Below are 26,436 nucleotides of genomic sequence, written 5' to 3'. Positions count from 1 at the left end.
TTTAGATGTAATTAGTCAGTTTCAATTGCTGTGCCAAGCAGGCCGTCGAGCACCGGTTTGGAAGCAGCCTCACCAAAATCGAGACCGGAGTAATCCGGGTTGAAGCCGGCGATAAAAGGTACGGCCATGACGTAGACCCTCTCGTTCAGGGCATTGAAACCGTCGAGCAACTGGAAGCGGTCATTGATGGCCAGTCCAGGAACTTTTAAATAGCAGTCACCATTATTGTCCTGGGTTATGTTTTTATTGTCCTGGTTAAGTAACGCTTGTCCGGCTTTTGAGTCACGGAACTTTAACCTTGCTGGTGTACCTGCTTTTTTAAGTCCTTCGAAAGGGATATCTTCAAAAGGGATATGCGGCTGGCCGATGCAATCGACGAAAAATTGATAGTGTTGTCCGGCATAGACTGCACCGCCTTTTTCGTTGGGTTCAGGTTCTTCGGTATCTTTGACGGCCACCAATTCCAGGCGGCCGGCATCATGCAGTGCCATCAGGGTTTCTGCTGAGCTTTGCGGTACAAAGGCGATGACCACGGAAATCAGTGGCATGAGCGTTTTTTGCAAGCGGAGCATATCTTCCGCCGAAAAATATTTAGCCGGATAGTTCATAGCGAAGCTAAGGATGGCCAGCGATTCTTTCCAATAGACCGAGCGATGTCTTTTAATAGAGCGGTCGGCTTCGGCATATTCGGCCTTAAGGAGATCAAAAGGGTCTTGCGATTCCCGTTTAGCCATCATGTGGTCGACGAAAGCCTCCATGCTCAGGTCTTTGATCTCAGCATAACAGGCCGGATCATGTTCCTTGATCCCTTTCTTAAAGTTTTCCTCAAAAACGTAATCCAGTGATAAAAAGCCATCATTGGCTTTACGGATCTGCCTGATCTTTTCCTGGGAGAGTACCGTATCCTTGCCCAGATGAGTATCTTCCAGGTGAAAGCGCACGGCAGGCAACAGCCCGTTGCGGGAGTGCATGACGATCTTGAAGTCCGGGCTGTCCGTGTTAGCTTTGAAGGAGAGTTTGCCCTTTTCATCTTTTTCAAAGCTGCCATTGTGCCGGCCAAGCGTACGCACAGCGTCGATGGCGGTCAACGAAGCGCCGCGGATGGCTACAGGAAAATTAACCTGTCGGGCGATCTTTTCCGGCGGGTAAGGCGAATCGAACCAGCCGGGTATTTCTCCTTCGTGATTTTTCAGCCAGAGGTGACCGGTGCAGACGATGACCCGGTCGTAGGTATTTTCACCCGTTTCAGTGATGATCGCGACCTTGTTTTGCTGGTCCTGTATATCTGTTACCGTGGTGTTGTAATAGATGTTGGTCTCCACGCCATTTTCCTTGGCCTTTTTCAGCAGGATCTTGAACTGGTCGCAAAGGTATTGGCCAAAGAGCAGGCGTGGCAATACCTTGTAATCGTTGAATTTGTCCGAGTCGATATGGTATTTATCCAGCGTGTCCTTCGGCACGGTCTTGATCCAGTCGGCGACATCGCTGCTGAGCGCCGGTATCTCGTTGCCGGAGACATTGGTGATATGCTCGTCGGCAGAGCCGCTTCGACTATAAGGCATGCCACAGCCGAGGCTACCGGTCTTTTCATAAATGGCAACCTCGAAAAACTGGCCGCTATCTATCAGCCTTTTATAACCAAATAATGCACTGGGGCCGCCCCCGATCAAGGCTATCGTCATGGCTTCAGGTCGCCTTGTATCGAATCATCCAATGTTTTGCCGGTAATTGCGCCGGCGATCATTTTAAGCAGGGCAACCATTTTACCGTGTTTGGTGTCCCAGTAATAACCTTCGACAGGGCTTACCTGAATAACGGTGATTCTCGGGTCGTCCACGCCTTCGGTGAACCAGGTTTTGACAATAGGTTCCCAAAGTTCTTTGATCTTTTCTTTGTCGCGGCTTATTGTTGCCTTGCCCGCCAGGGTCATAAAGTCGGAATGCGCGGAACCCTGGAAGAGCAGCTGCACCTGTGGGTCTTTTTGGATCTCTCCATTTTTGAGGCTATCGTTGGCGCTGAGGAACCAGAGGTTTCCCTGGTCGTCGATCTGCTGCACGGACATGGGCCGGGTAGCTGCGGCATTGCCGCCTTTCAGGTCGGTGGAGAAAAAGCAGGTATGAGTCTTGCCGGCCAGTTCTTTGATCTTTTCAACGGCTTCGGCGCCGGAGAGTGGCGCGCGGTTCTCTTCTGGTTGTTGTTGGTCGATGCTGTTCATAGGTGATGGAATTTTATTTTCTTAGAAAGAAAATTCAGGGCGATTTTGTTTGTCCAAACTTTTAGTTGGCCCTGATGTTGTTGGGGGCATGGAAACAACGATTATACGTTACTCAGATACTGAACTGAATGATTTCAAGACGCTGATCTTGTCGAAGATCAATATCGCTAAAGAAGAATTGAACGCGCTGACGGCTTCGCTAAGTCATGCCAATTCTAATGGCACGGATGACACGGGCGGCGCTTACCACACGCTGGAGGATGGCGCAGCGACGCTGGAAAAAGAAACGATCCACCAGATGGCGGGCCGTCAGAAAAAGTTTATCGAGCAATTGGAAGCGGCGCTGGTGCGTATCGCGAATAAGACCTATGGCGTTTGCCGCGCCACCGGTAAACTGATCCAAAAGGAAAGGTTAATGGCAGTGCCCCATACAACGATGAGTATGGAAGCGAAACTGAGGCAAAATTAATCTTCCGGATCGCTTTCTGCTTTTGCTTTTTCATTGGCTTGGTTCAGGTCGGTGGTAATGGGGTTGCTGGCCAATAGTTTGGCAAAAAATGCCAGATTACCGGTCATGTAACGCAAGCTTTTATTGGTGTACAGGTAGCGCTCGCCGCCCGCTTCCACATAGTCTTTTTCGCCACCGGCTAAACCGACCCAGTAAGCATTGACATTGGGTGGGATGGTGAAACCCACTTCCTGCAGTGACCAGAGTACCTGCGCGGCGCAACTGTGCGCGCCATCCTCATTGCCCGTCACTAAACACCCCGCAACTTTATTGTAAGGCATAAATTGACCGGTTTCCTTATCCATCAAATCTTCGTCGCGGAAAATGGCATCCAGCCGTTCAATGACCTTTTGCGAAGTTGAGGCCAGATGTCCCATCCAGATGGGTGTAGCGATCACAAAGATTTGGCAGGCTTTGATCTTTTCCAAAATCTGCGGCCATTCATCCCCATCGCCCTCATCGGAACTATTGCCGGTCAGTACCTGATAATCGTTCAGCCGGATGATCTCCGTTTCAAATCCTTCTTCACGGAGTTGCAGCGCGGCTTTTTCAGCCATAGCCCCGGTATTGCTGAAGTCCGGACTGCGTTTCAGCGTACAATTGACAAATAGTGCTTTCATAGTTTCTGTTCAACCTGAATTTTCGGTGAAAGTTTTGCTTTTTAATTATTAGTTATTTTTTAAAACAATTACGAATACGCTGACTTTATTTAAGACCGTACTTTTCCCAATCCATTTAATTCTTAAAAATTTTTACACGATGGCAAAAACTCCCGCGAAACAAAACAAGCAACCTGGCATTGAGGCGAAAATGCAGCCCGCCCCGGAATATATCAAAGACAGTTATCGGGCTTCCGGCAAGCTGAGTGGTAAAATTGCGCTGATCACCGGTGGCGATAGCGGCATCGGACGGGCCGTCAGCGTTCATTTCGCGCGCGAAGGCGCTGATTTGGCGATCGTTTATCTAGATGAGGATGTGGACGCTAAGGAAACACAAAGTTTAGTGGAAGCTTTTGGCCGCAAATGTTTGTTGATCAAAGGAGACGTCAAAAAAGCGGACTTCTGTAAAAAGGCGGTTAAAAAGGTGGTTGGTGAATACGGGAAATTGAATGTGCTGGTCAACAATGCAGGTATGCAGTTTCCGCAAAAAAACGTCAAGGCTATCGACCCGGAGCAACTGGACACGACTTTCCGCACCAATATTTTTGCTTACTTCTATTTTGCGGAAGCAGCGATGGATTACATGAAGGCGGGTGACTGTATCATTAATACCAGTTCGGTGACGGCTTATCGTTCGTCGCCATCCCTGATCGATTATTCATCAACCAAGGGTGCTATAACGACATTTACGCGTTCGCTGGCCACCAATCTGGTCGAAAAACAGATCCGGGTAAACGCGGTAGCACCGGGGCCGGTCTGGACGCCACTGATCGTATCGAGTTTCGACGAAAAAAAGATCAAAGACTTCGGCAATGAAACAGCGATGAAGCGGGCGGGACAACCTTCGGAACTCGGTCCGGCATATGTATTCCTGGCTTCGGACGACGCCTCCTTTATCACCGGTCAGGTCATCCATATAAACGGTGGTGAAGTAGTTAACGGATAAATATTTTTATACAACATATCATGGCTAAATATTCAGAAAAAGCACAGGACAAGGTCCATAAGGCTTTACACGAGGAAAAAGAAGGCACGCTTAAAAGCGGCCGCAGCGGTAAAAAAGTAACCAGCCGTAAGCAAGCGATCGCGATCGGTTTATCGGAAGCGCGGGAAGCGGGTGCTAAAGTGCCCAAAAAGAAAGATTAAATATGGAGAACCCGAAAGAAAAATATCCGAAACCGCCGTTTCAGGAACAATCGCAGACCTGGCCGGGACTGGCGGGTAAGATGGAACCGAAACCTGACCACGGGGAAACCAGCTATAAAGGTTCGGGCAGGCTGAAAGGCCGGAGGGCCTTAATTACCGGTGGTGATTCGGGGATGGGCCGGGCAGCGGCGATAGCCTATGCTCGCGAAGGCGCGGACGTAGCGATCAACTACTACCCCAGCGAAGAACCAGATGCGCGGGAGGTGATCGAACTTATCAAAGCTGAAGGTGTCCATGCGGAAGCGATACCGGGTGATCTGCGCGAAGAAGCATTTTGTGTGCGGTTGGTGAATGAGGCCATTGAAAAGTTAGGCGGCCTGGACATCATCGTGAATAATGCTGGCCGGCAGCAGGCCCACGAATCCATTATGGATATCAGCACGGCGGATTTTGACGCCACGATGAAGACCAATATCTACGCGCCTTTTTGGATCATCAAAGCGGCCTTACCACATTTGCAGCCGGGATCGGTCATTATCGGTACCACTTCTGAGCAGGCTTATGACCCAACACCCGATCTGTACGACTATGCACAGACCAAAGCAGCAACGATGAACTATATCAAATCGCTGGCGAAACAACTCGGGCCGAAAGGTATCCGGGTAAACGGTGTGGCACCGGGACCTATCTGGACGCCTTTGCAGGTGAGCGGCGGGGCAAGTATGGAAAAGTTGAAAAAGTTTGGTTCACAAACCGTATTTGGTCGGCCGGGACAACCGGCAGAACTGGCGTCGATCTATGTGCAGTTGGCAGACAGTAATGCCAGCTTTACTACCGGCGCAGTCTATGGTGCATCAGGCGGTGCGGGACAACCTTAAATCTATTTTTTTAACAAATAACAATTACATCTACTACTATGGCAACAGCAACAAAAAGACCGGCAAGAACCGGCAAAATGGAAAACTCAGAATTTCATGAATTCTTTGTGGACGAGTTGAAGGACATCTACTGGGCAGAAAAACACTTGGTGAAAGCCTTACCGAAAATGAAAAAGGCGGCCACCAGCCCGGAACTTGCAGATGCTTTTGAAAAGCATACCGCGGAAACTGAGACGCATATTGCTACCCTGGAAAAAGCGTTTGAGTTGTTAGGCGAAAAAGCCGCCGCAAAAAAATGTGATGCCATGGCAGGACTGCTGGAAGAAGCGGACGGCATTATCGAAGACACCGAAAAAGGTACGATGATCCGCGATGCGGGCCTGATCCTGGCCGCGCAAAAAGTGGAGCACTACGAGATCGCGACTTATGGCGGTTTGCGTACGCTGGCGTCTACCATGGGTCACGAAGATGTCGCCAAGCTTTTACAGCAAACGCTGGATAATGAAAAAGCGACTGATGAAGCGCTGACTACTTGCGCGGAAAGCCTGGTGAATGATCAGGCCGTGGCTGAATAATTTCATTTAAAAAGTCCCTGCTTCAAACCGGCAGGGACCTTTCCTGTTTTTTTATCACTATGGCCGATATTGCGTGTCGTTTCCCCGAAAATCCCTTACTGTTACCGAAGGATTTCCGGCCGAGCCAGGAGGGTCTGCAGATCATCAGTCTGCTCAATCCCGGGTTTTTACTTTTGAAGGAAAGATCGGTCTCGTCGTCAGAGTGGCAGAGGGAACCGCGCAAAAAGAAGGCGCGATGTTGTTTCCGGCATTGAACTCCAAGGGAGAAAGCGAGATCATCGAAGTGCAGCTCAACGACCCTGATTTGATCTATACCGATGCCCGCGTACTGAACTACAAGGGCCTTGATTACCTCACTACGGTCTCTCACCTGCGAATCCTGTACAACGAAGACGGCATCCATTTTCAGGAAGCAGCATCATCGGCATCCCTTTTCGGCCAGGGTAAGCTGGAGCGCTTTGGCATTGAAGATTGCCGGGTAACGCATTTCGAAGATACCTATTATTTGACCTATACCGCGGTATCCGACAGCGGCGTAGGCATTGGCTTAAGAACTACCAAAGACTGGCGGGATTTTGAATCCGGGGGAATGATTCTTCCGCCGCCGAATAAGGACTGCGCCATTTTCGTGGAAAAGATCAACAACAAATTCTGCTACCTGCACCGCCCCAGCAGTAAGGAGATCGGCGGCAATTATATATGGATGGCCGAAAGCAGCGACGGACGGCAATGGGGCAATCACCAATGCCTGATCAAAAGCCGGCCGGGACTATGGGGCAACGCACGGGTTGGCGCAGGGGCAGCACCGATCAAAACCGAATAGGGTTGGCTGGAGATCTACCACGGGGCGAATGCCGAACATCAGTATCGTTTAGATGCTTTTTTGATGGATCTGCAGGAACCAGGGAAAGTAATTTCCCGGACCCGGGAGGCCATTATGATACCGACCGAAGCTTACGAGTTGAGCGGCTTTTTCGGTTACGTTGTTTTTACTAACAGGCATATCATCAATAGTGATCAGCTAACGATTTATTATGGAGCAGCGGATGAATTTGTTTGTGGCGCTCATTTTTCTATCAAAGAAATCCTGTCGCACCTGGAACCAACTGGATAAGAACGGTGAGATCATCACCAAACAGGTGGTCATGCAGAACTGATCGTTCCCGGCAATGCCAAAATTGAGCTTACTTTCTAACCGCGCTGATCTCTCCGCTACGCTCCAGATAAGCTACCTTGATCTGATCCAGGTCGTCTGTAATGGCGGTTCGCCTGATACCTTGCATTACTTCCGCCTCTGAAACTAATGCTCTGTCCATGTTCTTTTTATTGAATTTGCCGTGTTCATATAAAGGCAGTTTATCCCCTTCGATAAACAATCCTACTTTATGATATCGGACGATCAGCCAGCCAAACAGGCGATGTAACGCGGTGATAACTGTACAGGTCACCAGTGTTGCCACAAAGGGCGAAGCACCGACGATACCGCGGCTGAGCGTTGCGCCTAATAAAATCACTATGATATTATCCAGCGCGGTATGGATGCCAAAGCTTCTCCGGCCGGATAAGCGGATGAGCAAAAAGGCTAGGAAGAAAACGATGATACCACGGCTGCACATTTGTAGTATGCTGAGATCTTTGCCTTCGCCGAAGATAGTGAGGAGTGTTTCCATGGTTACTGATATTTACCTGCTTTAAAATCCCTTTTGAAAGTTTTGTAACAGGTTTTGGTAGTGGCCGCATAGCGCTGTGCGTAAGCGATCACGGCATCCTGCCAGTTGGTATCCAGGCCGAAGGACATCAGATCATCAATCGTACCGGAACCCTGCATACCGCCGCTGCGCAGCTGCGCGGAAGCGGTGAGCGCGGCCATGTCGTCGATCACCTGGTACATATCCCGGTAGTCTTTTAAGAGTTTGAATTTAATGGTATCCTTCACGGGTTGCAGTTCCTGGATGATAAAAGCATCGCCGCGAAAAACGGTGGTGCTCAGCAAAGCGGTGGGTGTGCTTTGCAAGCGTTGCTGGATACCGATGACGCGGGCAGCTTCGTTGTCCCAATGTAATTGCTGGGTAGGTACATATGGCTGCAGGGAAGATGGCCGCGCTTCCTTCATATCCAGTAAGAGGTAATGATTTTTTGTGTTGGTGCTTTTGAGTAGAAAGAGATAGCGTTTAACCCCCACGCTGCCGGTGCCGGCGAGGCGAAAGACAGCGCTGACCACTTCATAATTATATGGGCCGTCACTGCTGGTTTTAACCCATTCGTTGATATGTGCTTTGAGTTCGTGTTTCAGATCTTTATCAAGTTTGAAGTGGCGCTCGTCTTCCAGGGAAAGCATGATACTTTTCTTCTTGCTGACGGTGCGTTTTTTGAGCAGTTCTTTATAGGTGGATTGTTCGGCAGATTTCAGAAAATCGCAGACGATGCCTTTAGCTATACGGGGTTCGATACTGATGGCTTTGCCTTTGGCTAAGGTGGCCGAGTAGGTCTTCATATACAAATGTGCCATCTTCAACGCTTTTTCGGGTTCGATATTCAGCGTGTCGAAAGCAATAAAAATGCTGGTCACCATCCGGACGGTTTCGTAACTGGCGGGTGCCAGTAAGGCTTCGTCGAAGTCGTTGAGATCAAAATAAACCAGCTTGTTATCGCCTTTATAACTGCCAAAGTTCTCGATATGCAGGTCGCCGCAGATCCAGGCCAGCGGCGACAAAGGCAGCGGCTCGGCCGCCGCGAGATCTTCGTAAAATAGATGACAAGTGCCCCGGAAAAATCGGAAAGCGTTCTCCGCCATCGCTTCGTATTTAAGCTGTACTTTTTCCGCTAATAAAGTTTCATTAAAATTTTTAAGTCTTTGTTCCAGATTCATTTAGTTTTAGATTAAAAATCAGTGGGCTAGTAATCCTTTGACCAGTTTTTTCCATTGGGGACCGGCCAAACCGACCCGCGCGCTGAGAGCAACCAGCGTATTGCGAACTTTATCATGCAGGTCGACGTTTGCGTTATTGGGCGTTTCATTACGGCCATGGACGGCAGCGCTGACCACTTTACCGGAACGTTTCACAATAAAGGTGCTGGTGGATATATCCTGATAGAAATGGGCGATTTCGGTGCGGGTTTCATGCGGCTCCGGGCAAGGCCTGACGATCATTGCAATAAATTCTTCTGGTGCGCGGGCATCGCTATGGGCATCCATATCCTCGATCATTACCCACTCCAGTCCTTTACCGGCATCCGAACCGGGCACCGGCAATTCAATGCTCATCAATGCGCCTTTAGCGGCGTAACCGCTGGCTGGTTCGCCCTGGTTGTTGCAGAGGGTAAATATAGCGGAGCCCGCACCGGAGTATTCGTGCCACTGGTTAATATTCAGGAATTTATCCGCCGTTTTTTTAAAGCCCGCATGCGCTTCGGCTTTTGACGGGTATTTTTTTTCTTCACTGAAATCAGTAGCCCGGCCTGTTTGCTGCGGAGGGATCAGGTTTTTTTCGTCGTTCATGGCCAATGCAATAAATCAATGTAGGCGGGTTTGAATTCCCCCGCTATTCAACAACAGCAAAAATCCACTCCTGTTTGGAATGAACTGATTATGGAGCGATTCAGCCGCGGTGTTTTTGTTCTCAAATAAAATCTCAAAACTTCAGAATGGCTTTGGCACGGTCTTGGCGAATTTGCTGGCATGAAGACGATCACCCTTGAAGAACATGTGGTATTTCCGGAACTGGCCAAACGCGCGGGTTCGAAAAATAATTCAGGGTCCGTATCGCTGTCGCTTCAGTATGTATGATGTTGGCCTTGCCATGAACTATAAAGATCAGTCAAACAGGGTTACTGATATTTATGTCTCAAAAACTGGGATATTATTGATGAGGTGCAAGCTAAGGTAATTGAACTGCTTAATGAATATGAGCTCACAAAACAGACGGACCAAATAGATGACGGAATTGAATTCCACTACAACCTCGTGATTTTACAGGGCTTGCAGAGGCGGTATGATGACTCATTGTTGCTATGCTGACTTATTTATTAAAATCATGTAAAACAACTAATTTTATTATATGGAAATGACCAAATCATAATATACCAAATAACAGAAAGTAATACACTATAGATTTACAAGTAACAGAAGATACAGTTTGGCTAACACAGCGCCAGATGTCAGAGCTGTTCGGTAAACATGTTGATACTATTGGTTTACATATCAGGAACATCTATAAAGAAGGTGAGCTAGGTGCTGAAGCAACTGCCGAGGATTCCTCGGTAGTTAAACTGGAAGCCAGAAGAAACGTAAAAAGACGTTACGTAAATACAGTCTGGACGTAATCATATCAGTGGGCTTTATTGTAAAAAAACCTTCATTTTCAGATGGAAAAAACGGATAGCAGCATATCCGTTTATATGGTTTCTCAAAAAAATGGCATCCTGTACCGGGAGGACGGTTCAAACCGTATTGCAGACAATGCAATAGTCGCTCTTACCTTAATGATTGCTGAAAGTAGACCAGAAGAAAAGGACATGATGGTAAAAAATAGTGGTAAACCTTATCAACCCTCATAATTAAAATGCATAAAAATTTTAATTGCTCAGGTTGACTTTGTAGCGAAAGTTAAATAAACATCGCCAGAATGTTTATTTTCGGATTGTAAATGCTGAAACTATGAATACGATTATTGGTAAAAAAATACGGCTTTTGCGCCAAGCGCAACATTGGAGCCAACAGTATGTAGCAGAAAAACTGGAGATTTCAATTCCCGCCTTATCAAAAATAGAAACGGGTATTACGGATTTAAATCTTTCCCGGTTAGAACAGATTGCCAATATATTTGACCTGTCAATCATTCAATTAATAACCTACGATGAATCATTAGGCATTTCCGCCTATAATGACGAATTGAACCAGTTGAACGACACCCTTCGGTGTCGGGAAGATGAGATAATTAATTTGCAGAGAAAAGTCATCGAACTTTTCGAAGAGCTCAAACAAAAGCAAGTATCTTCTTCAGCCTAAAATTATGCAAACCGTACCTGGGGCCAACGGCCAAATCGCTTTAGAACTGTCAGGAACTGCACAAGCTTTACACTACTAAAATCAGGCTATAACATCAATTATATTGGAGCGGCGAAACAGACAGTATATTGAAATTCGCCAAAGCATCGACTGTAGGTGCTCGGGCTGTTCGAATGTTTAAGCAATGGAAACGCGCTGATAAATTACTGGCAGGACCTGTGGCGCAAACTATCGGATACCATTTAAAGGGTGTGGCGGGGCTTTTTGACGGAATAGCCGACGATGTCACATCAAAACCGGCTGAGTTTGATAATTTCTGTAATATTTAATTGACAACGGGTAGCAAAGCATTTATTTTTGAAGCCTATCATGACAGCTACCGATCAAATTAAAACAGAACTTAAAAAACTATCAAACCAGGGTGTCAATCTTTTTAATGCCATGCAGGTGGCTCAATTTCCGGAAAGCATGGAACACCATTTTACCCATGTGCTAAAGAAGGATTACCAGGCGTTCGTAAAGACTTTACCTAACTTCATACAGGTCTATCAATCCTGGTATTCTGCGTCCCAAGCTGTAATCAGGCAATTTCTTCCTGGCCGCCTCAACGATTTTATAGCACTCTATGAACAACCCAAGGGTAGAAAAGAAATCAGAACGGATAATTATGTAATTGAGGATTACCTGAAAAACATTGTTATTACAGCCGGTTTTGATAAAAAGGTCGTTGCCAGTCCTCCTGATGCAATTCCTGTATTTCAGCAACAGGTCAACATTCTGAACAGCGTATTAGAGCGACAGGATAATATTCTTTACCAAATACAACAAGTTATTCAGGCGACGCTTTTGGACCAGGAACTTCAAACCGCGCGCCAACTGGCCAAATCACAGTTTCTACGATCTTCAGGAGCGATATGCGGAATTATATTGGAAAAGCATCTTGAGCAGATTTGCAACAAACACCTGATCAAAGCGCCTAAAAAAAGTATGTTTATTAAGGATTACAATGATCTTTTAAAAACGCACGAAGTATACTCATTCGAAACCTGGAGGTATATTCAGCATCTGAATGATTTGTGGATGCTGGCCTGTAAGAATAAAAAGGAAATGCCTAACACCCAAGAAGCCTGTGATCTGATTGACGGCACGGAGAAAATTATCAAAACTGTATTTTGATAATTTCCCCTTACTTTACCATCTCCAATTTTGTTAAAATGACGGTTGGTAATCCATAAATGCTTGCGTCTAGAAATTCAGGAGCTAATCAATTAAGTTGAAGTTGGCAATATTGTATTGAGATGTAGATTCCAGGTTAATTCATATCTAAATAAACTCTCATCAAAGCGTTCCATCAAGCGATTTTTATCCCCCACAGCTGCCACAAAAAGAACTCTCAATTCGCCATAATATTCTTGCTGCAATTCGTAAAGTTTGCGAAGATCAGAATTTGAGTCATCGTTATTTTTTTTACAGATTTCAATTAACTTTTGTATGATCTGTATCACATTTCGAATTTCGCTAATTTTTTCAGCCAGATTTTTATTTTCCGTCATAACTATTTGAAATAGTAATATTTAAGGTGAATTTACAAAACACTTTGACTTATTCAATTTCGATTTGAAATGATTTCAGAGATAAGTTAATTAAGTATGGGTAATGATAATCGGAATAAATCTATATTTTCAAATCCATAGCGGGACGTTTTACGTAGTTGGCAAAAAGTCACCTGATGAAATCCAAAAAAATCCGACTACCCGAGAATGTGCTGATTCAAGACTTAAAGAAAAGAAACCATCGTGGAATATCTGCCCTCTATGATATGTATAGTGCTGCCTTATTTGGTGTAATTTCTCGCATTATTTCCGATACTCACCTGAGCGAAGATATCTTACAGGAAACTTTCATACGTATATGGCAAGCCATTGATCAATATGATACAGAAAAGGGCAGGTTATTTACCTGGATGGTTAACATTGCCCGAAATTTGGCTATTGATCGGCTCAGATCGAAATCTTATCGCAATGATGCTAAGACCAGCGAGTTAGAGGCATGCGAAGATATAGGTTACATTATCGACTTGGATCGTAAGGTAGATTATTTCACGATAAAGAATGTCAGCGTTCAACTATCTTTAAAAGAACAAAAAGTCATAGACCTCATATATTTCCAGGGATATACTCATGTGGAAACGGCCGATACGTTACAAATACCATTAGGCTCTGTAAAAACCGTTCTTTGCAGAGCCGTAAGGCGACTCCGGGGGTTTTACCATGCAGATATACTTCTCGCTTCTTAATTCCCGGATTGTTCAAATGTTAAAAATTATGACTGATATTTAATTTTTCGCCTTAGATTAAATTTATCGATCCTATTAATTCGACGTTTTGTTTGAATGTTTGTTGACATTATTTTTAAAAGTATACTTCGACTATTTACTTCCAGACTTTTTTCTTTCAGTATAAAATTAAATTTTGACTGCTTTTTATGTAATCTGTTTAAATTTTCATTGGAACAACCATAACAGGAATATTACTATCTCTCAAAATTCCTTCTGCAACGCTGCCCATCAGTAAGCGGTTCAATCCTTTCCGGCCATGCGTTCCGGCCACGATAAGCGTTGCTTCCCATTCTTTGGCTAAATTCAGTATGGTTTCTTTGACTTCGCCTTCAGGCGTAAAAAACTCCGTGTCGATATCTTTTCCATAGTCTTCTTTCATGTGCGACAAAAAGTCTTTAGTACTTTTCTTAAGATCATGAGCTGCCTGATCTGGAAAGACACCAGCGTCCACATTACCTTCAGCTAAAGCCTCATCTACCACACCGGCCAAGGCAACCTTAGCATTCAGTTTTGCAGCCAATTCATAACCATACCTGATGGCTTTAAGAGATGACGGGCTGTCGTCACCCACAATTAAGATCCTGTCCTTTTTCATAATTCATTGTTTAAAAACTTCTGGCTGTCAAAATGCCCATATATGTTGCCAAAAAACCCAGTACGATACTGCCAAAGGCATAAAGAATTGCCGTAAATAATTGATGATCGCTGATCAGTTGCACATTTTCAAATGAGAACGAAGAGAAGGTGGTGTAACCACCGCAAATCCCGGTGACCAGGAACAGCCGCCAGTTAAGCGAATACGTGCCGAATTTTGCCGAATAAAAAACCAGAAAGCCGATCAAAAAACAACCCGTTATGTTCACCAGGAATGTCCCGTAAGGAAAGGCCGAAGTCACTATCCCGGTTACCCATCGGTTAACCAAGTACCTGCACACGCTGCCAAGGCCGCCGCCTAAGAAGATAATCCATACTGCTTTCATGGCTAACTTTTTATTTCCCAAAATTCTACCGGGCGGTAAACGATCATTTTTCCTTTTAATAATTCGCCGTGCTTTCGGCAATAGTCCTCCAGCTTTTGCTTTTCGTCGATCAGTTCAATGCAAAGGTAAAGGGTCTGATCAGGCAGTTCCACATGAGTGGAACTGATCTTACCGTGCATGGAATAACCATGATGCGTTTGAAATACGGATGCGTTCATCAGATGATCATGCTTGGCATACTTCACCAATTCCCGGTACAACTGCCGGGAACGTAAGCTGTGCAGCAGGTTCCGGGCTTCGATTTTCTCCTGTGGCCTGACATAGATCTGTAGTTTTCCTAAAGATCGTTCATTGATCTCAAAAATCTTATTCATGATTTTTCCGTTTTATCCGTGGGCTGTATTTGTTTAATTTCTGGTGAAAATAGCCCCGCCGTTTCATGGATTCCGACAAAGTTGCTTCGTCCGCATATTCGTCATCAAATATTTTTGGCACAGCTATTCGCTGGGCGCTATAAATACCGGAATGCCCGCTAAAAAAATAAGCCGTAAAACAAGCCACCGCAAAAAGCAAAGCATGTTCACCGCCGAATAACTCAATGCCCATGAACGTGCACGCTAGCGGCGTATTGGTGGCACCTGCAAAAACGGCAATAAATCCCAATGCTGCAAATAAGCTTACCGGTGCATTTAAAAGTCCGGATAGCGTATTACCTAAAGTGGCACCGATATAAAACAGTGGTGTCACTTCACCGCCTTTAAAACCCGTTCCCAATGTTACAGTGGTGTAAATGGTTTTCCATAACCAACTCCAGGTATCTGCACCGCCAACTTGAAAGGCCGATGGTATGGTAACTGCACCGGGATGTTCCGCATCAACCCCGAGGCTCAGATAATCCGGTTTCCCGTTCAGGAAATAAAGGCCGATGATCAGCAGTCCGCCAAACACAGGTATCATCCACTTATGCTTAAATATTTTCCCGCAGACGGTTTTGATCTCATGTACCATACCCGCGAACAGGTAACTTGCGAGACCGAATGCAGCAGAGGCTACGATCACTTTGAGCAATAACAGCAGATCGAAATGAAAAAGATCAGACACCATGAGCGGCTGATAAGCTGGCAATGCTTCGATATGGTAATGCACATGCGAAACATGCCATGCAGCAACCGTCATATCACCTATGATAGCCGCGATCAGCGCGGGTAACAAGGCATCATATTGTATTTTACCGATAGTCAATACTTCCATTGCAAAGATAGCTCCGGTGAGTGGTGTGCCGAATACAGCGCCAAACCCCGCCGCTACCCCGGCGGTTAACACCATCCGCATATTCAATCCTTTTAACTTAAACCAGCCGCCAAACATGGAGGCGATGCTGCCGCCGATCTGTACCGCTGTACCTTCACGTCCGGCAGAACCACCGAATAAATGCGTGATCACAGTAGTAATAAGGATGATCGGCGCCATGCGTTTGGGGACACCGCCGCCTGCTTCGTGTATCTGCTCCATGATCAGGTTATTGCCTTTTTCGGATGACTTGCCGATTGACTGGTAAATAAAATGGATAAGGACACCCGCCAGCGGCAACAAAAACAATAGCCAGAAATGCGCGAATCTGAAATGGATAGCTGCGCCTAACAGCCACAAAAAAAATGCGATGATGCTGCCGATCACTAAGGCAATGGGAATTACCAGCGCTGCCCATTTAAACAGATGCTTTAAGATCGCATAATGTTCTTTTAAGCTGATCGACTCGTTATTTACAGGGTTTTCATTCATAGTTTATCGGTTGGTAAGGTGGGTTTAATTTCTTCGTTGTATCGTTGTATACTTTCACTAATAATGGTAAATGCCGTCTCTTTTCCTTTAAAGCCTAACACATCAACTCTCTTGTTTTCCAGCTTTTTGTAGTCCTCAAAGAAGTTCTGCAACTCATGTACGGTGTGCGGCGGCAATTCGGCAATGTCATGGATATAATCCAGCGAAACATCGTTCGCTGCCACGCCAATGATCTTGTCATCCGGATCACCGGTGTCTTCCATGTGCATCACCCCGATAACGCGGACATTAATCAGGGAAAGCGGTTCGAGCGCTTCCGAGCATATCACGATGATATCCAGCGGATCATGGTCCAAATAATAGGTTTGCGGTATCAGTCCGTAATTTGCCGGGTAATGTACGGCAGAAAATAGTACCCGGTCAAGCGTCAGCAACCCGGTCGGTTTGTCCAGTTCATATTTTAACTTACTGCCTTTGGCGATCTCGATGACCGCTTTGACAATTTCCGGAGCTTGCGGACCCGGTTCTATATCATGCCACGGGTGTACTGTTTTCATACTTTAAAAGTTTTTAGACCAGCAAAGCTTGTATTGTTCCCCAATTCTTCTTCGATGCGTAAAAGCTGATTGAATTTGGCTATCCTTTCCGAACGGCAGCCGCTACCTGTCTTGATGTGTCCGGCGTTAGTGGCCACCACCAGGTCGGCGATCGTGGTGTCTTCGGTTTCACCGCTCCGGTGTGAGATGAAGCAATTGTAGTTATGTTCCTGGGCTAACCTGACCGCTTCCAATGTCTCCGTAATGGTACCGATCTGGTTAAGTTTGATCAGTACGCTGTTCCCAATCCCTTCCTTGATTCCTTCCGCAATAATGGCTGGGTTGGTGCAGAATATATCATCGCCTACCAATTCGATCTTGCTGCCCAATGCAGCGGTCATTTTTTTCCAGCCCTGCCAGTCATTTTCTCCCAAACCGTCTTCGATCAGCACGATAGGATATTGTTTGATCCATTTATCCCAAAGTGCGATCAGTTCTTCGCTGCTTACGCTTCGCTGATCGCTCTTATAAAATACATAGCGCCCGTTCCGCCACATTTCACTGGTGGCCGGGTCGATGCAAACAGAAATGTCATTACCGGGCTGGTAACCGGCCTTATGGATGGCTTCCAGAATAACGTCCATCGCTTCGTCATTCGATTTCAAGTTTGGTGCAAAACCGCCCTCGTCACCCACACCCGTGTAATAGCCTTTGCTTTTCAACAAGGTGCGCAGCGCGTGAAATACTTCTTCGCCCATGCGGATGCTTTCCTTAAATGAAGGCGCATTATGCGGTGCGATCATGAACTCCTGGAAGTCGAGGTTATTATCCGCATGCCTACCGCCATTGATGACATTCATACAGGGGACCGGCATGATATAACCTTCCCGATCGATCAACTGCCTGTAAAGCGGTATGCCCTTTGAATGAGCGGATGCGCGGGCATAGGCGATGGAAGCGGCAAGTATTGCGTTGGCGCCCAGGCGGGATTTATTTTCCGTGCCGTCAAGTTCGATGAGAAAATGATCAAAATCCTGCTGGCTTTCCAAACGTACAGCAGTTGCTTCGAGGGCTACCTCCTGATTAAGTTGATTTACCGCTGTCTCAACCCCTTTGCCGTTGTAGCGTTTAGTATCGTTATCACGGAGTTCAACGGCTTCCTTTTCGCCGGTGCTGGCGCCAGATGGTGAAATGCCCCTGGCTTTTGCACCATCCGTTAATTCAATTTCGACTTCGACCGTCGGGTTACCGCGGGAGTCGAGTACTTCCCTTGCTTTTAATGTTTTAATTTCCATAGGTTATGATTTTTGTTTGCTAATAAATTCGTCACTTAGTTTTGTCAGACGGTCAAAAAGGCTTTCATATTCACCTCGCAATCTTTCATCTACTGCACCGTGTCCCTTCAAGCTATCGAAACTTGAACCTGTTATATCCTCCCACATAAAGGCCGCTTTGGTGCTGATCAGGCGTTTCAAACTGGCCTTTTCGCTGTTAAAGCCGTAAGTGTCTTTTATTTTTTGCAGGGTTTGTTTGATCTCAATCGCTTTATGCTGGAATTGCATCAGTTCCTCGGCGGTAAGGTCATGTTCTAAAGTAACCTGTATACCTTTTTCCGGATGCTCCAAAGTAAAGTAGACGAGCGCTTCCATATCGCGCAGCTTTTCTTCGACTACATGCACGATGGATTGAATAGATCTTAATTGCGTTTCTGATAAGTTTTTCATTGGTCAGGCTTTGATTAATAGTTCGGCATAAATATCCGGTATACCGCTCAGCCGGATAGCTTGTTGTGCTTTAACGATGTTATAGCTTACTCTTTTCACTTCGGCAGTCAACTGTCCATGTTCCATACTTAACAGCAGGTAAGAAGCCCTGGGATCGCCGTCTTTCGGTTTACCTACGGAACCCGCGTTCAAGGCATATCGCCATTTACCACCGGCCTTCTCCAGCTTGCGTATGTAAGACCGATGGGTATGCCCGGTGACCAGCACATCGGCGCTGTATTCGTCCATGATCTTCATCAGGATTGCCGTTTCAAAATCTTCAAAAAGGTATTCACCGATGCTTCGGGGACTGCCGTGCGTGAGTAATATATCTGTCATGCCAGATGATAGCTCATAATCCAGTCGGAGAATTTTAGGCAACGATCTCAAATAATTCCGGTTGGCTTCAGTGATATTTTGATTGGTAAAAGCAATTGCCTTTAAACCTGCTTCTTTTTCTTCAGCGGTGTGATAAGAAAAAGCAAAATTCTGCTGTCCAAGTCCAATACCCCAATCATGGTTACCGCAAACGGTTGGAATATTATGCGCCCTGATCATTTCGATCACCTCATTTGTCCAGGGCGCGAAGTTCACCAGGTCACCGAGACAATACGTCTGATCTATGCCATCCTGTTCGATAGCAGCCAGAACTGCTTCCAATGCCGGCAGGTTGCCGTGTATATCGCTGATGATGGCTAATTTCATAACATGAAATTTTTGATGTTTACAAAAATGGTACAGATGGCGGCAGCCCGCAGGATAGCGATGATCATATCCTGCCACCATAAAGTACGCCTATCATACCAACTGGACAGCCGCCCGGGTAGCCAGACAATGCAGAATATTCCGCTTATCGTACCTAATACGCTTCCCAATAAAACATCATTGGGAAATGACCAGCCCACATAAATTCGCGAATAGAGCAGTATCAGTGTGACAACAAATAACAATAGCGCATATTTAAACTTGTCGCTGAAAAGCCAAGATAAATAAACTCCCAAACCGGTAACGATAGCGGCTTGCGCGGACGGAAAATTAAGTTCAGGTTGAGCGTTAGGGTTTGACAGAAGATGCAGTTTGGGCCCAAGCAAGGCTGAAGGGCTTTTCCAATCGGGAAAGTGATTGTACTGGATAGTGATACAAACGTACCAGGCCACAAAAGATGTCATCATAGCCGTCAATGCTTGCACCGGGTATGATCTTGCCAAAATCATCACTACTATGGAAGTAATGATATAGCCGCCGCTGATCTGACTTAGCCAAAATAAGAGATGGTCAAGCAGCTTGATATGAAAGCCATTGATTAGCAACAGACTTTCCTGCTTTCCATAATGTAAGCATGCTATGGTTAATTGCAGCCAGATAATAAAGATGAGTAACAGGAAAAGTCCTGAACCCTGGCTAAATAGCGACCTGAAAGTGGAAGTTTGTTTTAATTTCACCTACAAAAAATTTAATGGCAAGCCGTTAAGCTTGCGCAATCCATTTTGTAGGCGTCATCAGCACGAGGCGGTTATTTTAAACGGAAGACACCATTTCCGTTCTGTTTAAACAAAACTATGATTTTTTATGATGAATAAAAATATTTTATTAGAAGAAGGGCACTATAGGGGTTACGTTAGCTATTTATCTGATTAACGTTTATTAATTTAAAGACGGTTGCTATCTTTTCCTCTATCAAATCGTACACTCTTTCTTTTAATTCTTTATCCTGGATACCTTTTGATGCAGTCAAACCGGTTGCCGCCTGTTTCAAGTCATCGGGAAGTGTTTTTCGATCACAGTTATCAATGAAATCGATGGTATCTAAGATCAATCTATACAGGTACATTACCGGGATAACCGCGCGGTCGTCATGGCAAATGGTGTATTCAAATGAACATCCATCCCTGATTGTGAAAACGGAAATAACAGTTTCGTACTTGGCATTTTCCCCCGTACTGTATTCATGAATTGCCAGTTCAAGGAATATTTTTTCTTCCAGCATTTGCGGGGTAAAAGCATATCCAAGTTTTGAGCCTTGTGTATTTAAATAGGATAAATATTTGATCCCTTTTGCGGCAAAGAGTTTTTCCATAGTCGTATTGAGCAATATTAAGGGTTTTATAAGGTATTAGCAATATCGGCAGACGTAAGGTTATGCAAAATGTCTTTAAAATTGATCGTTAGTGCAATAGTGGTGTCTTCGCCGTTGGCTATGAATGCGATTAGTACCGGACTTTAAAATGGCAGAAGGTTGCACCGGAGCTTGTTAAGCTCACACTGTTAATTAGTTATTTACTTATTAATTACAGCTTTACCAACAAGTGGTTACTTATCAACAGGAACGTGATTTCGGTGTAATGTTTAACTCATCTCCGGAGGATACCTCAGACCAGGCGTCAGGAAATATCAAAGCGGGGCACCTGAAGGCGATCAGCGCTGGTGTCAGGCCCAACTTTTATATTGCTCAGGCTTTTCCATTCAATTTGATTGAATATGCAAAGGTACTGCGGTAGCCGCCGTGGTTGCTGACCTTTATCACTTATTCCTTAAATTAGCTTCTTTAAAATTAATAATGGATAACATATCTTTTTTTCTAGACCGGCATTTTCCTGAACTCGATCAATCACTAAAACAATTCATCGCTTCGGTATCGGTGATCAAACATATATCTGCCGGAACCGCGCTGGTGCGCAGTGGGCAATTCTTAAAAAATACCATGCTTATTGCAGAAGGGCGTATTAAAATTTATCGCGAAGGCGAAGACGGCGGCGAATTTTTTATGTATCACCTCGAACCCGGCAATGCCTGTGCAGTTTCTATGATCTGCGCTGCCACTGCGAAGGAAAGTGAGATATTGGCAAAAGCCGTTGAAGATTCGACAATCATCATGATCCCGATCCAATACATGGAGGATATGATGAAAAATTACAAAAGCTGGTACCGTTTCGTCGTTGAAACATACCGCTACCGGTTTGAAGAATTACTTTCGGTGCTGGATGATGTGGCCTTCAAAAATATGGATCAACGTCTGCAAAACTACTTGAATCGTCAGTTTAGCGAACTGAATACGCGCGAGTTGAAGCTAACCCATCAGCAAATCGCCGACGATTTGAATACTTCTCGCGAGGTGATAACACGCCTGCTCAAAAAGCTGGAGCAGAACGGCTCGATAAAAATACACCGATCACACATTGAACAAATTGCCTGACCGATACTGATTCAGCGTTTTACGCCTGCCGCATCTAATATCTTTTCCAGCGGGCAAAAACGGGTAAAAGATGATTGCAGCAGGTTCAGTCCCACAAATGCCGTTAGCAGCAGCCAATACGGGCTGACAAACCAACCGAGCGTTAAACTAAGCAGTACCATACTTCCTGCAACGGCCCTTACAATTCTTTCTCTCATTTGACTATGACTTTTATTAAAACTGCGCTTCCACCGGCACGATAAATCCGTGGATTGGGCTCCCTGTTACACTATTATCATTAGCTTCCTTAACCAGAGCAAGCGCTTTTGACGCTTTTTGATCATCCGCAAAGCTGAAATAAGCAACTGAGTTGGCTTGCCCTGCGGTTGCTGAAAACCATTCATCTGATAGTGCAACGTGGTCATTGCTTACCGATCCGGTTGTATCAAACCTGCTGTACATCATAACACCAGCCTCCTTAAATATCTCCATAATGCGGGCTTCGTCTTCACGCATACCCAATACGATCAGCATTTTCATATTTTTAATTATTTGCTTTTATATCTTTTTTTCTCATCATTTTAAAATAAAGCAATGGCACTACCAAAAGCGTTAAGAACGTGGAGGTAATGGTTCCGCCCATGAGCGATATCGCCAGGCCCTGGAAAATAGGGTCAAACAAGATGATAACCGCGCCCAGGGCCACGGCTCCTGCTGTAAGCAAAATCGGCGTTGTACGAACTGCGCCAGCCTCGATGATCGCCTGTTTTAAGGGAATGCCTTCTTTAAGACGGATATTAATAAAATCGATAAGCAGCACCGAGTTTCGCACCATCACACCTGCCAGGGCAATAAACCCGATCATCGATGTTGCCGTGAAAAATGCCCCCATCAGCCAGTGACCCACAATAATGCCGATCAGCGAAAGCGGTATGGCTGCCAGCATGATCAGGGGCACGATAAAATTCTGGAACCAGCCTACGATGAGCATGTAAATGATAATGATCACCACGAGGAAAGCGATACCCAGGTCGCGGAACACCTCAAAAGTGATCTGCCATTCCCCATCCCATTTCAACGTAAAATTATCTTCCAGGTCTGGCTGTTTGGTATAGTTTTCAGTAAGCGTATATCCTTTAGGCAATTTGATCGATTTTAACTGGTCTGATATCTTGCTCATCGCATAAGAAGGGCTTTCCAGTTTGCCAGCCATATCCGCAGTCACATACACCACGCGGCGCTGATTTTTGCGGTAAATGCTCTTTTCTTTTATACCCTTAACCACATTGACCATACTCCCGATTGGTACGGGTAATCCCTGCTGGCTGATCACTTTCAGGCCTTTCAGATCGTTGATATCGGTTTTGCTTTTATCCGCCAACTGTAGTGAAATACTAATGGGATCGAATGAATGGTCGGCATGTAGCGTTCCGGCATTTTGCCCGCTCAAAGCGACGTTCATTGTCATGGCTACCTGTGCGGGTGCAACGCCTAAGCGCATGGCTTTGTCTTTATCAACTTCAAAGCGATACTCCGGCTGGTCGTGCTCTACCCGCCAGTCTATATCTACGACATCCGGTGTTTTCTGCATTAAGTCTTTGACTTGGTTAGCTACGGCGATCTGCTGGTCATAATCAGGTCCATAAATTTCGGCTACCATTGTCGATAATACCGGCGGCCCCGGCGGCACCTCTACCATCTTCACGTTGGCATTAAATTTTCTGCCGATAGCCTGTACCGCCGCCCGCATCTGTTTTACGATGGCGTGGCTTTGTTCGCTGCGCTGATCTTTATCGACCAGGTTGACCTGCACATCGGCGACGTTGTCGCCCCGGCGCATGTCGTAATGCCGTACCAGACCGTTAAAACTGATAGGCGCTGCTGTGCCGATATATTCCTGGTAGTTTTTTACCAGCGGCTGATGCGAAACGTAAGAACCGATCTCCCGCGTTAGGACGGCCGTTTGTTCCAGCGGGGTACCCTCGGGCATATCGATCACGATCTGAAACTCATTCTTATTATCAAACGGCAACATTTTAACTGCCACAGCTTTGGTGTAAAACATCGCCATCGATCCAAAAAGAATGACAACGGTGCCCATGATGAAGGTCCAGCGTTTCCAGCGCACTTCCAGCATGGGATTGATGAACCTGTAATAGATCTTATAGATTCCCGTATTTTCCAGCTCTATTGCGGGCTTTTCTTTACCGGGTTTGTCTTTCTCGCGAAGAAAGATATAACCCAGGTAAGGGGTGAGCGTTAGTGCAACAATAAGCGAAAGCATCATGGCGATAGACGCGCCTATAGGCATCGGGCTCATGTAAGGACCCATTAAACCCGAAACAAATGCCATTGGCAGCACTGCTGCGATAACCGTAAAGGTGGCAAGGATGGTAGGATTACCAACTTCGTTAATGGCATACAACGCGGCCTGCAGGAAGGGCAGCTTCTTCATCTTAAAATGCCGGTGCATATTTTCGGCAATGATGATCGAATCATCTACCACTATACCCGTAATAAATACCAGGGCGAATAGCGTGATGCGGTTTAACGTGTAATGCAGAAAATAATAAGCAAATAAAGTAAGCGCAAAAGTTACCGGCACGGAAAGGAAGACGACTAACCCGCCCCGCCAGCCCATGGCCAGCATGACGAACAGGGTAACAACAACGATGGCTATAAAAAGGTGAAAAAGCAATTCGCTCACTTTTGCTGAAGCTGTTTCGCCATAGTTACGGGTTGTGGTTACATTTACGTCATTGGTAATGAGTGTTTGTTTCAGGTGTTCCGTTTTACTCAGAATACTTTCAGCAAGCTTCATGGCATCGGCGCCCTTCTTTTTAGCAATGGATATAGTTACCGCCGGATAGTCTGTACCGGCAGCGGCTATTCTGGACGTATCCGCAGCTCCGCGGCCGTAATAAACATATTGATCGGGTGTTTCCGGGCCGTCGATCACCTTCGCAACCTGTTTCAGGTAGACGGGCTGCTGCCCGTTTGAACTGATGATCAAATTGCCGACTTCCTCTGCTGAATGCAGGAAACTGCCGGTTTGTATGGCAATAGCGCTGTCACGCTGCAACAAGGTTCCGGCTGGCAATTGCACATTACTGGCCTGCAATTGCCTGGCTATCGTTAGAAAATCGACATGGTAGCCGGCCATCTTGTCCTTATCCAAAATCACTTTCACCTGCCGGCTACGCCCGCCGATAATATTTACTGCTGCAACATCCGGCAGCTGCTTGATCTCACTCGTCAATACTTCAGCCACTTGTTTCAGCCGATAATCATCATATTTCTTACTCCACAGGGTTAAGCCCAGCATGGGGACGTCATCTATTGCCCTTGTTTTTATCAGCGGAAGCGTTACCCCCTGCGGCAGCTTGTCCATATTCTTCATCAGCTCCGAGTATAACTTCACCAATGAGCGTTCAACATCTTCGCCTACATAGAACTGCACAATGAGCATCGACTGTCCCTGCATAGTGGTTGAATACACATATTCAACCCCTTTTACATTGGCCACAATTTTTTCAAGAGGAGCCGTTACACGGGCCTCTACTTCTTTTGGTTGAGCGCCAGGATACCCGATCATGATGTCGGCCATAGGCACTTCTATCTGCGGTTCTTCTTCACGAGGCATCAGGAACGTGCTGTAAGCGCCTATCATCAGGAAGGCGATCATCAGCAGTATGGTAAGTTTCGACGTAATAAATGCTTTGGCAATGTTGCCTGCAAATCCCTTTTCCATGATCATATTTTTGCGTACAACCTTTATTTAATTTTTACAGGGACACCGTTAAACAATCGCCCCTCAGCGCCTGAAATAAAAGCATCATCCGGGGACAATCCCGACAATACTTCAACCCGCTCACCCTGTGTTTTACCGAGGCGCAGCCATCGGAGCATAGCCCGGTTGTCATGGCTTACGGTATAAATGCCGTCCAATTCGTCCTGGTGTACAATAGCCGAAGCCGGCACCCACACCTGATTGTCGTCCATGCCGGATATTGATTTAACGGGTATAATGACGTTGACATACATGCCCGAATAGAGGTCGCTGCTTTCATTGCCCGGAATATTGGCTTTTAGGAGATACTGGCCGCCTGTATTTTCTGCCGAACGGCTGATTTCGGTTATCGTGGCATTCCGTATTTTATTTGATGAACCGATATTTACAGTCAAAGACATTCCGGTTTGCAACAGGGCGATCTGGCTTTCCGTCGCATAGGCGCTTACCTGGTAACTCCCAGCCTGTTCAAGCATCAGCAAGGGGATTCCGGGATTCGCAATGCTGCCCGCGTCCGCCATTTTTTGTGTGATGATACCCGAAAATGGGGCAGTGAGGTTGGCATAAGCCATATTGGCATCGGCTTCTTTGCGCATTTCTTTGGCGACTGTTAGTTGACCTTGCGCCGAGTGATATAGTAAGGTCATATTGTCCAGCTCTTTTTGCGTGGCGCTTTGCTGACTAAACAGTGCCTTATAGCGTTCATAATCCTTCTTCGCATTTTCGAGCGCGGCTTGCGCCTGCATTACGCCGGCATCGGCCTGGGCCTGCTTAGCAGCTATATCCTGGCTTGCAATGCTCACCAGCAACTGGCCTTTAGCTACTTTGTCGCCAATTTTAACATGTATGGCCGTAATGTAGCCCATGATACGGGTGCTGATCGCTGCCGTTTGGGTTGATGTTAGCTGCCCGCTCAAGCTGATCTGGTCGCTGGTTGATGCACTTACTTTAGCCACAGTAACTGTGATGGTGCTGTCGGTACCTGCGGTTTGTGGCGGCTGGTGAGAGGAGCAGGCACTCATGGCTGAAATGAGCAGCGCAGCCGTGCCTGTGCGGAAAATATATTGATAGGAATTCTTCATGGTC

Annotated in this window: 34 protein-coding genes, 1 pseudogene and 1 riboswitch; of the genes and pseudogenes, 14 read left to right on the top strand and 21 right to left on the bottom strand. The window is 46.0% G+C overall.

Annotated features, from left to right (window positions below; genetic code table 11):
• Nucleotides 1-11: 11 nt before the first annotated feature.
• A complete protein-coding gene (locus G7092_RS02795) occupies nucleotides 12-1,682 on the bottom strand; it encodes an FAD/NAD(P)-binding protein (RefSeq protein WP_166085962.1) in 1,671 nt (556 codons plus the stop codon).
• Nucleotides 1,679-2,215, bottom strand: coding sequence for a pyridoxamine 5'-phosphate oxidase family protein (locus G7092_RS02790; protein ID WP_166085960.1), 537 nt, complete (start codon nucleotides 2,213-2,215; stop codon nucleotides 1,679-1,681). Before G7092_RS02790 ends, G7092_RS02795 begins: the two co-directional genes overlap by 4 nt.
• A gap of 88 nt (nucleotides 2,216-2,303) precedes the next feature.
• Between G7092_RS02790 and G7092_RS02785 the strand changes: the two genes are divergently transcribed.
• Nucleotides 2,304-2,684 carry a TraR/DksA family transcriptional regulator gene (locus G7092_RS02785; RefSeq protein WP_166085958.1) on the top strand — a complete coding sequence of 127 codons (381 nt, stop codon included), beginning with the start codon at nucleotides 2,304-2,306 and terminating at the stop codon, nucleotides 2,682-2,684.
• On the opposite strand, the gene G7092_RS02780 is transcribed toward G7092_RS02785, so the two are convergent.
• Nucleotides 2,681-3,343, bottom strand: a complete 663-nt coding sequence (locus G7092_RS02780; RefSeq protein WP_166085956.1) for a flavodoxin family protein — start codon at nucleotides 3,341-3,343, stop codon at nucleotides 2,681-2,683. The genes G7092_RS02785 and G7092_RS02780 overlap by 4 nt on opposite strands.
• A gap of 139 nt (nucleotides 3,344-3,482) precedes the next feature.
• Between G7092_RS02780 and G7092_RS02775 the strand changes: the two genes are divergently transcribed.
• The 5 genes and pseudogenes from G7092_RS02775 (at nucleotide 3,483) to G7092_RS02755 (ending at nucleotide 7,095) form a co-directional block, all read left to right on the top strand.
• Nucleotides 3,483-4,328, top strand: a complete 846-nt coding sequence (locus tag G7092_RS02775) for an SDR family oxidoreductase (RefSeq protein ID WP_166085954.1) — start codon at nucleotides 3,483-3,485, stop codon at nucleotides 4,326-4,328.
• A 20-nt stretch (nucleotides 4,329-4,348) separates the two neighbouring features.
• On the top strand, nucleotides 4,349-4,528 hold the full coding sequence (locus G7092_RS02770; RefSeq protein ID WP_166085952.1) for a DUF6496 domain-containing protein: 180 nt from the start codon (nucleotides 4,349-4,351) through the stop codon (nucleotides 4,526-4,528).
• A 2-nt stretch (nucleotides 4,529-4,530) separates the two neighbouring features.
• Nucleotides 4,531-5,406 (top strand): SDR family oxidoreductase, encoded by an 876-nt coding sequence (locus G7092_RS02765; protein ID WP_166085950.1) that lies wholly within the window; start codon nucleotides 4,531-4,533, stop codon nucleotides 5,404-5,406.
• A 38-nt stretch (nucleotides 5,407-5,444) separates the two neighbouring features.
• The gene (locus G7092_RS02760; RefSeq protein ID WP_166085948.1) at nucleotides 5,445-5,981 is read left to right on the top strand and encodes a YciE/YciF ferroxidase family protein; all 537 of its coding nucleotides are present in this window, start codon (nucleotides 5,445-5,447) and stop codon (nucleotides 5,979-5,981) included.
• A 235-nt stretch (nucleotides 5,982-6,216) separates the two neighbouring features.
• Nucleotides 6,217-7,095 (top strand): annotated as a pseudogene (locus tag G7092_RS02755) (glycoside hydrolase family 130 protein).
• A 70-nt stretch (nucleotides 7,096-7,165) separates the two neighbouring features.
• On the opposite strand, the gene G7092_RS02750 reads toward G7092_RS02755, so the two are convergent.
• The 3 genes from G7092_RS02750 to G7092_RS02740 are packed head-to-tail and all read right to left on the bottom strand — an operon-like array spanning nucleotide 7,166 to nucleotide 9,480.
• Nucleotides 7,166-7,651 carry a DUF421 domain-containing protein gene (locus G7092_RS02750; protein ID WP_166085945.1) on the bottom strand — a complete coding sequence of 162 codons (486 nt, stop codon included), beginning with the start codon at nucleotides 7,649-7,651 and terminating at the stop codon, nucleotides 7,166-7,168.
• A 2-nt stretch (nucleotides 7,652-7,653) separates the two neighbouring features.
• On the bottom strand, nucleotides 7,654-8,850 hold the full coding sequence (locus G7092_RS02745) for a DUF2252 domain-containing protein (protein ID WP_166085943.1): 1,197 nt from the start codon (nucleotides 8,848-8,850) through the stop codon (nucleotides 7,654-7,656).
• An 18-nt stretch (nucleotides 8,851-8,868) separates the two neighbouring features.
• The gene (locus G7092_RS02740; protein ID WP_166085941.1) at nucleotides 8,869-9,480 is read right to left on the bottom strand and encodes a hypothetical protein; all 612 of its coding nucleotides are present in this window, start codon (nucleotides 9,478-9,480) and stop codon (nucleotides 8,869-8,871) included.
• A 656-nt stretch (nucleotides 9,481-10,136) separates the two neighbouring features.
• On the opposite strand from G7092_RS02740, the gene G7092_RS30500 reads away from it, so the two are divergent.
• The 5 genes from G7092_RS30500 to G7092_RS02720 all read left to right on the top strand — a co-directional run bounded on the left by G7092_RS30500 (nucleotide 10,137) and on the right by G7092_RS02720 (nucleotide 12,165).
• On the top strand, nucleotides 10,137-10,304 hold the full coding sequence (locus G7092_RS30500; protein ID WP_202985205.1) for a virulence RhuM family protein: 168 nt from the start codon (nucleotides 10,137-10,139) through the stop codon (nucleotides 10,302-10,304).
• 42 nt (nucleotides 10,305-10,346) lie between these two features.
• Nucleotides 10,347-10,538: a hypothetical protein gene (locus G7092_RS30495; RefSeq protein ID WP_202985204.1), complete on the top strand. Its 192-nt coding sequence runs from the start codon at nucleotides 10,347-10,349 to the stop codon at nucleotides 10,536-10,538.
• A 100-nt stretch (nucleotides 10,539-10,638) separates the two neighbouring features.
• Nucleotides 10,639-10,989 (top strand): helix-turn-helix domain-containing protein, encoded by a 351-nt coding sequence (locus tag G7092_RS02730; RefSeq protein ID WP_166085939.1) that lies wholly within the window; start codon nucleotides 10,639-10,641, stop codon nucleotides 10,987-10,989.
• Nucleotides 10,990-11,117: 128 nt separating this feature from the next.
• Nucleotides 11,118-11,318 (top strand): hypothetical protein, encoded by a 201-nt coding sequence (locus G7092_RS02725; protein ID WP_166085937.1) that lies wholly within the window; start codon nucleotides 11,118-11,120, stop codon nucleotides 11,316-11,318.
• Nucleotides 11,319-11,358: 40 nt separating this feature from the next.
• A complete protein-coding gene (locus G7092_RS02720; protein ID WP_166085935.1) occupies nucleotides 11,359-12,165 on the top strand; it encodes a hypothetical protein in 807 nt (268 codons plus the stop codon).
• Nucleotides 12,166-12,257: 92 nt separating this feature from the next.
• On the opposite strand, the gene G7092_RS02715 is transcribed toward G7092_RS02720, so the two are convergent.
• Nucleotides 12,258-12,542: a hypothetical protein gene (locus G7092_RS02715; protein ID WP_166085933.1), complete on the bottom strand. Its 285-nt coding sequence runs from the start codon at nucleotides 12,540-12,542 to the stop codon at nucleotides 12,258-12,260.
• A 176-nt stretch (nucleotides 12,543-12,718) separates the two neighbouring features.
• Here G7092_RS02715 and G7092_RS02710 point away from each other — a divergent pair, with 176 nt between their 5' ends.
• Nucleotides 12,719-13,285 carry an RNA polymerase sigma factor gene (locus tag G7092_RS02710; protein WP_235953765.1) on the top strand — a complete coding sequence of 189 codons (567 nt, stop codon included), beginning with the start codon at nucleotides 12,719-12,721 and terminating at the stop codon, nucleotides 13,283-13,285.
• Nucleotides 13,286-13,484: 199 nt separating this feature from the next.
• On the opposite strand, the gene G7092_RS02705 is transcribed toward G7092_RS02710, so the two are convergent.
• From G7092_RS02705 to G7092_RS02660, 10 genes are all read right to left on the bottom strand, one after another.
• On the bottom strand, nucleotides 13,485-13,922 hold the full coding sequence (locus G7092_RS02705; protein WP_166085931.1) for a universal stress protein: 438 nt from the start codon (nucleotides 13,920-13,922) through the stop codon (nucleotides 13,485-13,487).
• Between the two features lie 10 nt (nucleotides 13,923-13,932).
• The gene (gene crcB, locus G7092_RS02700) at nucleotides 13,933-14,307 is read right to left on the bottom strand and encodes a fluoride efflux transporter CrcB (RefSeq protein WP_166085929.1); all 375 of its coding nucleotides are present in this window, start codon (nucleotides 14,305-14,307) and stop codon (nucleotides 13,933-13,935) included.
• A 2-nt stretch (nucleotides 14,308-14,309) separates the two neighbouring features.
• Nucleotides 14,310-14,681: a DUF190 domain-containing protein gene (locus G7092_RS02695; protein WP_166085927.1), complete on the bottom strand. Its 372-nt coding sequence runs from the start codon at nucleotides 14,679-14,681 to the stop codon at nucleotides 14,310-14,312.
• Nucleotides 14,674-16,089, bottom strand: a complete 1,416-nt coding sequence (locus tag G7092_RS02690; protein WP_166085925.1) for a voltage-gated chloride channel family protein — start codon at nucleotides 16,087-16,089, stop codon at nucleotides 14,674-14,676. Before G7092_RS02690 ends, G7092_RS02695 begins: the two co-directional genes overlap by 8 nt.
• Nucleotides 16,086-16,646, bottom strand: coding sequence for an inorganic diphosphatase (locus tag G7092_RS02685; protein ID WP_166085923.1), 561 nt, complete (start codon nucleotides 16,644-16,646; stop codon nucleotides 16,086-16,088). The genes G7092_RS02690 and G7092_RS02685 overlap by 4 nt, the downstream gene beginning before the upstream one ends.
• Nucleotides 16,643-17,920, bottom strand: coding sequence for a phosphopyruvate hydratase (gene eno / locus G7092_RS02680; RefSeq protein ID WP_166085921.1), 1,278 nt, complete (start codon nucleotides 17,918-17,920; stop codon nucleotides 16,643-16,645). Before eno ends, G7092_RS02685 begins: the two co-directional genes overlap by 4 nt.
• A 3-nt stretch (nucleotides 17,921-17,923) precedes the next feature.
• Entirely contained in the window at nucleotides 17,924-18,349 is a 426-nt protein-coding gene (locus G7092_RS02675) for a hypothetical protein (RefSeq protein WP_166085919.1), read from the bottom strand.
• Nucleotides 18,350-18,352: 3 nt separating this feature from the next.
• Entirely contained in the window at nucleotides 18,353-19,093 is a 741-nt protein-coding gene (locus G7092_RS02670; RefSeq protein ID WP_166085917.1) for a metallophosphoesterase family protein, read from the bottom strand.
• Nucleotides 19,090-19,830, bottom strand: a complete 741-nt coding sequence (locus G7092_RS30870; RefSeq protein WP_166085916.1) for a phosphatase PAP2 family protein — start codon at nucleotides 19,828-19,830, stop codon at nucleotides 19,090-19,092. Before G7092_RS30870 ends, G7092_RS02670 begins: the two co-directional genes overlap by 4 nt.
• 41 nt (nucleotides 19,831-19,871) lie before the next feature.
• A riboswitch (Fluoride riboswitch) is annotated at nucleotides 19,872-19,937 on the bottom strand.
• A 69-nt stretch (nucleotides 19,938-20,006) separates the two neighbouring features.
• A complete protein-coding gene (locus tag G7092_RS02660; RefSeq protein WP_166085914.1) occupies nucleotides 20,007-20,465 on the bottom strand; it encodes a hypothetical protein in 459 nt (152 codons plus the stop codon).
• 229 nt (nucleotides 20,466-20,694) lie between these two features.
• Here G7092_RS02660 and G7092_RS02655 point away from each other — a divergent pair, with 229 nt between their 5' ends.
• Both G7092_RS02655 and G7092_RS02650 read left to right on the top strand, forming a co-directional pair.
• Complete coding sequence (locus G7092_RS02655; RefSeq protein ID WP_166085912.1) at nucleotides 20,695-20,886, top strand: hypothetical protein; 192 nt, start codon at nucleotides 20,695-20,697, stop codon at nucleotides 20,884-20,886.
• 59 nt (nucleotides 20,887-20,945) lie between these two features.
• Nucleotides 20,946-21,581 (top strand): Crp/Fnr family transcriptional regulator, encoded by a 636-nt coding sequence (locus G7092_RS02650; RefSeq protein ID WP_166085909.1) that lies wholly within the window; start codon nucleotides 20,946-20,948, stop codon nucleotides 21,579-21,581.
• Between the two features lie 11 nt (nucleotides 21,582-21,592).
• Here G7092_RS02650 and G7092_RS02645 read toward each other — a convergent pair whose 3' ends face one another.
• The 4 genes from G7092_RS02645 to G7092_RS02630 are packed head-to-tail and all read right to left on the bottom strand — an operon-like array spanning nucleotide 21,593 to nucleotide 26,432.
• Nucleotides 21,593-21,778 (bottom strand): YgaP family membrane protein, encoded by a 186-nt coding sequence (locus G7092_RS02645; protein WP_166085907.1) that lies wholly within the window; start codon nucleotides 21,776-21,778, stop codon nucleotides 21,593-21,595.
• A 16-nt stretch (nucleotides 21,779-21,794) separates the two neighbouring features.
• Nucleotides 21,795-22,100 carry a hypothetical protein gene (locus G7092_RS02640; RefSeq protein WP_166085905.1) on the bottom strand — a complete coding sequence of 102 codons (306 nt, stop codon included), beginning with the start codon at nucleotides 22,098-22,100 and terminating at the stop codon, nucleotides 21,795-21,797.
• 4 nt (nucleotides 22,101-22,104) lie between these two features.
• A complete protein-coding gene (locus G7092_RS02635) occupies nucleotides 22,105-25,311 on the bottom strand; it encodes an efflux RND transporter permease subunit (RefSeq protein WP_166085903.1) in 3,207 nt (1,068 codons plus the stop codon).
• A 23-nt stretch (nucleotides 25,312-25,334) separates the two neighbouring features.
• Nucleotides 25,335-26,432 carry an efflux RND transporter periplasmic adaptor subunit gene (locus G7092_RS02630; protein ID WP_166085901.1) on the bottom strand — a complete coding sequence of 366 codons (1,098 nt, stop codon included), beginning with the start codon at nucleotides 26,430-26,432 and terminating at the stop codon, nucleotides 25,335-25,337.
• Nucleotides 26,433-26,436 lie beyond the last annotated feature (4 nt).

It is taken from the genome of Mucilaginibacter inviolabilis, assembly GCF_011089895.1.
GTDB lineage: Bacteria > Bacteroidota > Bacteroidia > Sphingobacteriales > Sphingobacteriaceae > Mucilaginibacter > Mucilaginibacter inviolabilis.
The sequence above is the reverse complement of the archived record's forward strand: the minus strand, read 5'-3'. Positions and strand labels throughout refer to the sequence as shown.